This window comes from Verminephrobacter aporrectodeae subsp. tuberculatae At4, assembly GCF_000193225.1.
Classification (GTDB): domain Bacteria; phylum Pseudomonadota; class Gammaproteobacteria; order Burkholderiales; family Burkholderiaceae_C; genus Acidovorax; species Acidovorax aporrectodeae.
On the sequence record NZ_AFAL01000427.1, the window covers coordinates 1 to 9819 of the forward strand.

Sequence of the window (9819 nt, forward strand, 5' to 3'; positions counted from 1 at the left end):
CGTTGCAGCGCTGCGTGGTCTGCGAGCGCGCGTACGAGGCGCCCGACATGGCCCGCTGCCCGGCGTACGGGGGCGCGATCTGCTCGCTGTGTTGCACGCTCGACGCGCGCTGCGGCGACCTGTGCAAGCCCCACGCGCGCCTGGCCGTGCAATGGTCCGCGGCGCTGCGCTGGCTGCTGCCGCGCGCCGTCTGGCGCTACCTGGACACGGGCCTGGGGCATTTTCTGCTGCTCATGCTGGTGATCGCGCCGCTGCTGGCCGCGGTGCTCGGGCTGCTGTACCACCAGGAACTCGCCAGCATCGCCCGCTCCGGCGCCGAGCCGCTGGCCGCGGTGGTGCTGCGCTCCGGGCTGCTCAAGGCCTATTTGGCGCTGCTCGTGATCGCGGGAATCGTCGCCTGGTGGCTGGTGCTTGCGCACAAGAGCCGCCAGGTGGCGCAGGAGGAGTCGAACCGCCAGACGGGCCTGCTCGTGCGCGAGATCGAACTGCACCGCCAGACCGACGCGGCCCTGCAGACCGCGCGCCAGGTCGCCGAGCAGGCGCGCCGGGTGGCGGAGGCGGCGCAGCACGCCGCCGACCAGGCGAACCAGGCCAAGAGCCGCTACATCAGCGCCATCAGCCACGAGATCCGCACGCCGCTGAACAGCATCCTGGGCTACGCGCAGCTCATGGACGAAGACGCTGGCGTGCCGCCGCACCGCAGGCAGGCGGTGCGGGTGATCCGGCGCGGGGGCGAACACCTGCTGTCGCTCGTCGAGGGCACGCTGGACATCGCGCGCATCGAGTCCGGAAAGCTCCGGCTCGACGTGGCGCCCATGCGTTTTGCCGACGGCCTGCACGAGATCGCCAGCCTGTTCGAATTGCAGGCTGCCGCCAAGGGGCTGGCCTTTTCCTTCGAGCCGCAGGGCGTGCTGCCGCAGGTGGTGCGCGCCGACGAAAAGCGCCTGCGCCAGATCCTCATCAACCTGCTGGGCAACGCCGTCAAGTTCAGCGTGCATGGCACGGTCACGCTGCGCGTGCGCCATGCGCGCGAGATCGCGCGCATCGACGTGCAGGACACCGGGCCGGGCCTTGACGCGGGCGAAATCGAGCGCATTTTCGAGCCCTTTGCCCGCGGCGGATCGGGTGGCAGCACGACGAGCGGCGCACCCGGTGCCGGGCTGGGCCTGACGATTGCCAAGATGCTCACGGTGCTCATGGGCGGTGAACTCAGCGTGAGCAGCCAGCCCGGCGTGGGATCGGTGTTCCAGGTCAAGCTCTTCCTGCCCGAGGTGCACGCCGACGCGTCCGGCAAGGCCGCGCCGGCGGTAGCGGCCCCGCGCGTGCGCAGGGGCTACGTCGGCGTGCGGCGCCGCATCCTGCTCGTCGACAACGAAGAGCAGGACCGCGAACTGCTCGTGCAATTGCTCGCTTCCCTGGGCTTTGAACTGCGCCAGGCCGCCAGCGGCCACGCCGCGCTGGACCTGCTGGCCAGCGGCTACCGGCCGCACGCGATCCTCATGGACCTGGCCATGCCGGGGATCGACGGCTGGGAGACGATCCGCCGCATCCGCGCGCTGGGGGACGACCGCCGGTGCGCGCGCGTTGACGCGCACATCGCCATCGTTTCGGCCAACGCCTTCGACAAGGCCCTGGACAACGACGTGGGAATCGACCCCGAGGACTTCATCGTCAAGCCCGTGCGCCACAGCGAACTGCTCGACTGGCTCGAGCGCCGCCTGGATCTGCAATGGCAGCAGGACGCAGCGCCGTCCGTGCTCCCCGCGCCGGTCCCGACCCCGGTCACCAGCGCCGCGCCGCCCGGGCTCCTCCCCGTGCCGGCCACGACCCCGACGATGACCCCGACGATGACCCCGACGACCACGACCACGAGCGCAGCGCCGCAGCCCTTCACGTACCCCGACGCGGCCGCGCTGGCCGCGCTGGCGCGGGTGCTGGAACTGGGCCATTACCGCGGAATCATCGACCGGCTGGACGCGATCGGGCGCGACCAGCCCGCGCACGGCGCCTTCGTGCGGCGCATGCGGCAGTTGGCCCAGGAGTTCCAGTTCGACGCCATGGAGCGGATTCTTGGGCAGGCGCCAGAATGATCTGCGACGCAGCTGTCCCCCTTGCGCCGCCGGCGGCGCTGTCGGCGCCGGCCCCCGCCGTGCCCGGGGGCAGCGACGTGGTCCTGGTCGTAGACGACGTTCCCGACAACCTGGCCATGCTGCACGACGCGCTCGACGAATCGGGCTACACCGTGCTGCTCGCCACGCGCGGCGAAGCCGCACTGCAGCGTGCGGCGCAGGCCCTGCCCGACATCATCCTGCTCGACGCCCTGATGCCCGGAATGGACGGCTTTGAAGTCGCGCGGCGCCTGAAGGCCGCGCCCGCCACGGCGCACATCCCGATCATCTTCATGACCGGGCTGACCGAAACCGAGCACCTGGTGGCCGCGCTCGAGGCCGGGGGAATCGACTACGTGACCAAGCCCATCAAGCCGCGCGAGGTGCTGGCCCGCATGGGCGTGCACCTGGGCGCCGCCCGCCGGGCCCGGCAGGACGCGAGCCAGGCGCACCAGGCGCGCAATGCGCTCGACGCCTTCGGCTGCGCGAGCATCACGCTGCGCGCCGGCGACGGCCGCATCCTGTGGCAGACCCCGTTGGCGCGCGAACTGCTGCAGGGCTGGTTCGGCGCCACCGGCCCCTGGGCGCCCGAGTCGGTGCGCGACTGGCTGCGCCGCCACGTGCTCGCCGAAAATTCCGCCGGACCGCCGGCGCCCGCGCGCACCGAGCCCGCGCAGCTGAACGTCGAACAGGGCGCGCGCCGCCTCACGTTCCGGCTGCACCAGCAGGCGGGCGACAGCGCGGGCGGGGGCGATTGGCTGATCGTCATGCGCGAGTCCTCGGACGCGCAGATCATCGGCTCCATGGGCCTTGCGTTCGGGCTCACCGCGCGCGAGGCCGAGGTGCTCTACTGGGTCGTCAAGGGCAAGATCAACCGCGACATCGGCGCCATCCTGGGCGCGAGCCCCGCGACGGTGAAGAAGCACCTGGAGCGCGTGTTCGCCAAGCTCGGTGTGGAAACGCGCACCGCCGCAGCGGCCATGGCGCTGAACCGGGTGCGTTTGCTGCACCCCCAGTTCGGGGGCTGAGATACTGCCCAGCAGGCCCCGTGGGCGCGCCCACGGTATCGCGCACGCAGCACCTTGGCTTCAGGCCCGGCCAGGCACGGGGTGGGGGCTGCCCCCCGGGCGTGCCTGCGTCCGGTCGAGCACGTGGCGTGTCATGGACTGGGCCAGGGCCTCGTCGGCGAGGAATACCTCGGTCCGGTCGCATTCCTGCGCGAGTCTGTGCGCCTCGTCCTCGTTGTGGCTGCGCACCACGGTCTCGATGGTCGGGTTCAGCGCGCGCGCCGTGGCGATGATCTGGCGCACGTTCATGGTGTCGGGGGTGGCAATCACCAGCAGGTAGGCCTGGGCGATATGCGCCTGGATCAGCACCGCGGGATCCTCCGCGTCGCCAAACACCGCAGCAATGCCCTCGGCGCGCAGCGACTCCACCCGCTTGCGGTTCTGCTCGGCGACCACGAACGCAATGCCATGCGCAGTCAGCGCGCTCGCCACGCGGCGCCCGAGCCGGCCATGGCCCACGAGGACCACCTGCCGGGCAAGCAGCTGCGAATTCGTCCCCATCGGCAATTCCGCGAGCGGGTCGTTGCGCTGCTCCAGACGCCGCGCCAGCACGCAGTGCGTGCGCAGCCATTCTTCCAGCGGTGCAATGGCGTGGAAGAGCAGCGGGTTCAGCGCCATCGAGATGAGCGCCCCGGCGAGCACCAGGCTCGCGCCCTCGGGCGGCAGCAGCCCCAGGGACGAGCCCAGCGACACCAGGATGAAAGAGAACTCGCCAATCTGCGCCAGACTCGCAGACACCGTGAGCGCCGTGTTCAGCCGGTAGCGCAGGGCCAGCACCAGCGCGGCGGCGGCCAGGGTCTTGCCGAGCATGATGATCGCCAGCACCGCGAGCACTTGCAGGGGCCGCTCCCACAGAACGGCCGGGTTGAAGAGCATGCCGACGGAGACGAAGAACAGCACGGCAAACGCATCGCGCAGCGGCAGCGATTGCTGCGCCGCGCGGTGGCTGAACTCCGACTCGCGCATCACCATGCCGGCGAAGAAGGCGCCGAGCGCGAACGACACGCCAAACAAGGCCGCTGACCCGAAGGCAATGCCCACGGCCGCCGCCACCACGCACAGGGTGAACAGCTCGCGCGAACCGGTGCGCGCCACCTGCCATAGCATCCAGGGGAACAGGCGCCGCCCGACCAGAAGCATCAGCGCCACGAAGCCGCCGACCTGCAGCAGCGTCCACCCCAGGGTCTGCCAAAGCTGCGCGGCATTCAGCGGCGCGTCCGATCCCCCCTTGAGCCACTCGGCCAGCGGCGGCAGCAGCACCAGGACCAGCACCATGGCGAGGTCTTCCACGACCAGCCAGCCCACGGCGACCCGACCGGTGTAGCTGTTGAGGATTCCCCGGGCCTCGAGGGCCCGCAGCAGCACCACCGTGCTCGCCACCGAGAGTGCCAGGCCAAACACCAGGGCCGCGCCAAGCCCCCAGCCCCACCAGGTGGCCAGCGCCATTCCCAGCGCCGTCGCGACCATCATCTGCACCACGGCGCCGGGCAGCGCAATCTTGCGCACGGCGAGCAAATCGCCAAAGGAAAAATGCAGGCCCACGCCGAACATCAGCAGCATCACGCCAATCTCGGCGAGCTGGCTGGCCATGGCGGCGTCGGCGACGAAACCCGGGGTAAACGGACCGATGAGCACACCGGCGACCAGATACCCTACCAGCGCGGGCAGACGCAGGCGTGCAGCGACGAACCCCAGCACCAAAGCCAGCCCGAGTGCAGCGGCGATGGTGTGGATGAGGGGGACACTGTGCGGCATGGGGAGATTCGCTTCAGGGCGGTGGTGGGCGCGTGTGCATGGGACCTCGTTATGGCAAGCACACCCCGCAGCCCAGAGCGGGACATGCACCGTGCGGCGGCTGCAATCCGCATGGCAAGTCTGGCTTGCCAGGGAAGTGGCGCCGACCTGAAGAACCGAAACCGGCGCTGCAACAGCATGTGCGCTGCAGCGCCGGTGCGCGTTTGGGGTGGCTGATGGGGCTCGAACCCACGACAACAGGAATCACAATCCTGGACTCTACCAACTGAGCTACAGCCACCGTAGCCCTGGATTATAGCCAGGGCTTTTTGCCCCGAAGCCGGGGCGCGGCGCTCAATTCTCCGCAGCGCCCGCCAGGTCGATGGCCTGCGGGCGGGCGACCTGGATTTGGACCTTGAAGCGTTGCTTGAGCAGCGCGTAGTAGGCCTGCTCCTCGGCCGCCGTCAGCCACTGCAGGTACTTTTGCTGCTCCTGCTGCGCGCGCTGCGCGTCGGGGGCCTTGCGCGCGACGACGCGGTTCACCTTGACCACGGCGTAGCCCTCGGCCCCGAGATCGACGCCCACCCATGCCGGCAGCGCATCCACCGGCGCACGCAGGGCGGCGTCGATCACGGGGCGCGGCAGGTTCTGGCTCTGCTCGCGCGACACCAGGGCGGCGGCGGTCAGGCCCGTCGCCGTTGCGGGGGCATCCTTCCAGGCCGCCAGCTTGGTCTGGCCCGACTGGCGCGCCAGTTCGACGGACTTTTCCGCCCGGTAGAGGCTGCGCACGTGGGCACGCACTTCTTCGAATGGCGGGGTCGCCGCGGGGGTGTACTGGGTGACGCGGCCGGCTGCCAGCTGGTTCGGGCCGGTTTCCACGGCCTGGGTGTTGCGCTTGTTTTGCAGTGCGTCCGGGGCGAACAGGGCTTGCAGGAACTGGGCGTTGGCCAGCGGGCCCTGGGCACCGGGCGCGGGGCTGCGGGTCACGCCCGCGGCCGTTTGCAGCGGGAGCTGGAACTTCTCGGCCACGGCCTGCAAGCTGTCGGCCTGCTCGTACACGGCGTTGCTGAACGCTTCGGCGAGCTCGGCAAACTTGCGCTGCGCCTGCTGCTGCCGCAGTTCCTCTTCCAGGGAGGGGCGCAGTTCCTCGAAGCTGGGCGGCGCCTTGACATCGGTCAGCACGATGATGTGGTATCCGAAGTCGGTTTCCACCAGGTCGCTGATCTCGCCTTTCTTGAGCGCGAAGACGGCGTCCTCGAACGGCTTGACCATGGCGCCCCGGGAAAAGAAGTTCAGATCGCCCCCGGCCTCGGCCGAGCCCTTGTCGTCCGACGCACTCTTGGCCACTTCGGCAAAGCCCGCAGGGTTTTTGCGCACTTGGGCGAGCAGTTGCGCGGCCCGTTCCTTGGCCCTCTCGCGCTCCGCAGCCGGGGCGTCCCGGGGCGCGTTGACGAGGATATGGCTGGCGCGGCGCTCCTGCTTGCCGGCCAGACGCGCCTGGTTCTCCTGGTAGTACGTGCGCAGGTCTTCTTCGCTCAGGTGGATTGCCGCGCGCAGGCTGCCCGGGTCCAGCAGCAGATACTCCACGCTCGCCTGCTCGGTGCGTTGCAACTGCGTGGTGTGCGCTTGGTAGTAGGCCTGCAGTTCGGCGTCCGTGGCGGCGACCTTGGCGGAAAAATCGGCCGCGTTGAAACGCGCGAGTTGAATCTCGCGCTGCCCGTACAGCGCGTCGAGCGCGAGCCGGGCCGACTCCTGCGTGCCGAAGGCGGTACGCCGCACCCCGTCCATGACCTGGTTGACGGAGAGGCTGCGGCGCATGTCGGCCTCGAAGCCTTCCGGTGTCAGGCCCAGGCCGGCGGTCAGGGCGCGGTAGGCATCCGCATCGAGCGTGCCGTCGGCGCGCCTGAGCCGCGCGATCTCCGGAATCTCCTGGAGGCTGCTGGCCAGGCGCGCGTCGTTCGTCACGAGGCGCATCGCGTGCGCGGCCGCCGTGAGCACGCGCTCGCGCACCAGGCGCTCCAGCGTGGCGTAACGCGCCTGGGGGGAGTCGAGCAGTTTCGGGTCAACCGTGGGCGCTTGCGCACGGATGCGGTCGCTCTGCGTGCGGTGCGCACTGTCCCAGTCGGTTTGGCGGATCTTGCTGCCATCGACGCGTGCCACCACCGGGCTCTTTTCGGAGAAGTAGTTGCTGTTCATGCCCACCAGCACGAACGAGGGAATGATCAGCAAGAACAACAAGACGATGACGATCTTGGAGTGCTTGCGGATGGCTTCAAACATGGTCGATCTTTCGCAAGAGGAAAAAGCAAAAGGCGAACTTGCGTTCGCCTTCGGTCGGTGGTGGTGGTGGGTCCTGACGGTCTCGAACCGCCGACCTACTCCGTGTAAAGGAGCCGCTCTACCAACTGAGCTAAGGACCCTGCCAGAGCCGCGGTGTTCAGTTCAGGGCGTCTTTCAGCGCCTTGCCGGGACGGAACTTCACCACTTTGGCGGCCTTGATTTTAATCGGTACCTTGGTGCGCGGATTGCGGCCCATGCGGGCTGCGCGTTTGGTCACGAGGAAGGAACCAAAACCGACAAGCGAAACGGTGCCGCCTTTCTTCAAAGTTTTCTTCACCGCTTCGATCGTGGATTCCAGAGCCCGCGCGGCGGCGGCCTTGGAGATGTCGGCGTTGGTAGCAATATGCTCGATCAATTCGGTTTTGTTCACAAAGAGCCTCTCGGAAAAGAGTTGATGGAATGTCTCGGGGGTTCTGGCCTTCACCGGTCCGACGGCCCATCCCGGCGCATGCGCGGCGGGGAGGTAGGACGGGGAAGTGACTGAGCCAAGCAGACGCTGCCGCATCGGATTAAAGCCATCGAGTTTCCGGGTGTCAATACGGCACGTCGTTTTGTGTCGGTGCGGCGGCGAATTTTAGCCACATTTCATTTCGAGCAGCGACGGGGCTTGCAGGGCGATTTCGCCCGAAACGGGCCGCAGGGGCTCGATTGCATGCCGGGTACCCAATCCCGCAAACGCTTCAGGCGGTGCCGAGCGCTTCGGCAATGGCCCTGCCCACGTCCCGGGTACTGGATTTCCCTCCCATGTCGGGCGTGCGCGGGCCGCCGCCCTTCGGGTCGAGAACGGCCTCGATGGCGGCCAGCACGGCGTCGTGCGCTGCGCGGTAGCCAAGGAAGTCGAGCAGCATCGCGCCGCACCAGATCTGGCCGATCGGGTTCGCGATGCCCTTGCCCGCAATGTCCGGCGCCGAGCCGTGTACCGGCTCGAACAGCGAGGGCGCGGTGCGCTCCGGGTTCAGGTTGGCGCTGGGCGCGATGCCTATGGTTCCGGTGCAGGCCGGGCCCAGGTCGCTCAGGATGTCGCCGAACAGGTTGCTCGCGACGACCACGTCGAAGAAGTCGGGGCGCTGCACGAAATGCGCCGTGAGGATGTCGATGTGAAACTTGTCCTGCGTCACGTCGGGGTAGGACTTGGCCATCTCGGCCACGCGCTCGTCCCAGAAGGGCATGGTGATGGCGATGCCGTTGGACTTGGTGGCGCTGCTCAGGTGCTTCTTCGGGCGCGTGCGGGCCAGGTCGAAGGCGAACCTGAGCACCCGGTCGACGCCGTGGCGCGACATGACCGTCTCCTGCATCACGATCTCGCGCGCCGTGCCCGCGTACATGCGGCCGCCGACGCTCGAGTATTCGCCCTCGGTGTTTTCGCGCACGATGAGCATGTCGATCTCGCCCGGCAGGCGCGGGCTGCCGTCGCGCCGCACCACGGGCGCGGTCACACCGGGCATGAGGCGCGCGGGGCGCAGGTTCACGTACTGGTCGAACTCGCGCCGAAACAGCAGCAGCGAGCCCCACAGCGAGACATGGTCGGCGATTTTCTCGGGCCAACCGACGGCGCCAAAGTAGATCGCCTCGTGGCCGCCGATCTGCTCCTTCCAGTCGTCGGGAAGCATCTGGCCGTGCTGCTCGCAATAGTCCCAGCTGGCGAAGCCGAATGCGTCGAATTGCAGGTCGATGCCGAACCGGCGCGCCGCCGCGTCGAGCACGCGCAGGCCCTCGGGCATGACTTCCTTGCCGATGCCGTCGCCGGCGATGACGGCAATGCGATGTTTTGTTGCCACGCATTGGCTCCTGAAAAATGGGCTCTTGAAAAGGGGGCCGATCCGGTTGCGGGTGCCTCTTCTACCGCACACGCGCCCGGATTTCGGGCAGTGCCTTTTGCAGGTAGTACACCATGGACCAGACCGTCAGCACCGCCGACACCCAGATCAGCCAAGTGCCCCACAGGCCGGTGTCGATTACGCCGAGCAGGCGCCCGTCGTACAGCAGGAAGGGGATGGCCAGCATCTGCACCACGGTCTTGATCTTGCCGACCAGGTGCACGGCCACGCTCTTGCTGGCGCCGATCTGCGCCATCCATTCGCGCAGCGCGGAGATCGCGATCTCGCGCCCGATGATGATGAGCGCGACGAACACGTCGGCGCGCTGCAACTGCACCAGCACCAGAAGCGACGCGCAGACGAGGAATTTGTCGGCCACCGGGTCCAGAAAGGCGCCGAAGGACGAGGTCTGGTTCAGCCTGCGGGCCAGGTAGCCGTCGAGCCAGTCGGTGGCGGCGAACAGCACGAACAGCACGGTGGCAATCAGGTTGCGCATCGCCGGGTTCAGCGGCATATAGAACACCCCCACGATCAAAGGTATCGCGACGATGCGCGCCCAAGTCATCAGGGTGGGGATAGTCCAGAACATGGCGGCGATTGTGTCACGCTGGCGCGCGGCCCCGGCGGGCGGCTTGCGGCGCGGAACGGGGCCCTTTGCCGCGTCCAGCCTGGATGGGTTTTGCCCCCGGCGCGCGCCGGAGGGCGGCAAGAAATGCAAGTTTGGCGTCAGAAAAGTTGCGCGGGTCGGGCTTA

The 9819-nt window shown here is 68.5% G+C and carries 7 protein-coding genes and 2 tRNA genes; 2 read left to right on the forward strand and 7 right to left on the reverse strand.

Features of this window, described 5'->3' with window-relative positions:
- Together VTU_RS0113460 and VTU_RS0113465 are read left to right on the forward strand one after the other, a co-directional pair.
- The coding region (locus VTU_RS0113460; RefSeq protein ID WP_029554389.1) for an ATP-binding response regulator at positions 1-2090 on the forward strand (2090 nt) is incomplete at its 5' end.
- Positions 2087-3136, forward strand: a complete 1050-nt coding sequence (locus VTU_RS0113465) for a response regulator (protein ID WP_010104979.1) — start codon at positions 2087-2089, stop codon at positions 3134-3136. The genes VTU_RS0113460 and VTU_RS0113465, both read left to right, overlap by 4 nt.
- A gap of 60 nt (positions 3137-3196) precedes the next feature.
- On the opposite strand, the gene VTU_RS0113470 is transcribed toward VTU_RS0113465, so the two are convergent.
- The 7 genes from VTU_RS0113470 to pgsA form a co-directional block, all read right to left on the reverse strand.
- Positions 3197-4930, reverse strand: coding sequence for a cation:proton antiporter domain-containing protein (locus tag VTU_RS0113470; RefSeq protein ID WP_010104981.1), 1734 nt, complete (start codon positions 4928-4930; stop codon positions 3197-3199).
- Positions 4931-5134: 204 nt separating this feature from the next.
- Positions 5135-5210, reverse strand: a tRNA-His gene (locus VTU_RS0113475).
- A 53-nt stretch (positions 5211-5263) separates the two neighbouring features.
- Complete coding sequence (locus VTU_RS0113480) at positions 5264-7189, reverse strand: SurA N-terminal domain-containing protein (protein ID WP_010104983.1); 1926 nt, start codon at positions 7187-7189, stop codon at positions 5264-5266.
- A 64-nt stretch (positions 7190-7253) separates the two neighbouring features.
- A tRNA-Val gene (locus VTU_RS0113485) sits at positions 7254-7329 on the reverse strand.
- A gap of 17 nt (positions 7330-7346) precedes the next feature.
- Complete coding sequence (locus tag VTU_RS0113490) at positions 7347-7754, reverse strand: HU family DNA-binding protein (protein ID WP_456119849.1); 408 nt, start codon at positions 7752-7754, stop codon at positions 7347-7349.
- 175 nt (positions 7755-7929) lie between these two features.
- The gene (locus tag VTU_RS0113495) at positions 7930-9027 is read right to left on the reverse strand and encodes a tartrate dehydrogenase (RefSeq protein ID WP_010104987.1); all 1098 of its coding nucleotides are present in this window, start codon (positions 9025-9027) and stop codon (positions 7930-7932) included.
- A 61-nt stretch (positions 9028-9088) separates the two neighbouring features.
- Positions 9089-9655: a CDP-diacylglycerol--glycerol-3-phosphate 3-phosphatidyltransferase gene (gene pgsA / locus VTU_RS0113500; RefSeq protein ID WP_029554390.1), complete on the reverse strand. Its 567-nt coding sequence runs from the start codon at positions 9653-9655 to the stop codon at positions 9089-9091.
- Positions 9656-9819 lie beyond the last annotated feature (164 nt).

Excerpts from the sequence above, each read along its gene's own strand:
- VTU_RS0113465 (WP_010104979.1), top strand. The coding sequence starts at position 2,087 with ATGATCTGCGACGCAGCTGTCCCCCTTGCGCCGCCGGCGGCGCTGTCG.
- VTU_RS0113490 (WP_456119849.1), bottom strand. The coding sequence starts at position 7,754 with ATGCGGCAGCGTCTGCTTGGCTCAGTCACTTCCCCGTCCTACCTCCCC.
- pgsA (WP_029554390.1), bottom strand. The coding sequence starts at position 9,655 with ATGTTCTGGACTATCCCCACCCTGATGACTTGGGCGCGCATCGTCGCG.
- VTU_RS0113480 (WP_010104983.1), bottom strand. The coding sequence starts at position 7,189 with ATGTTTGAAGCCATCCGCAAGCACTCCAAGATCGTCATCGTCTTGTTG.
- VTU_RS0113470 (WP_010104981.1), bottom strand. The coding sequence starts at position 4,930 with ATGCCGCACAGTGTCCCCCTCATCCACACCATCGCCGCTGCACTCGGG.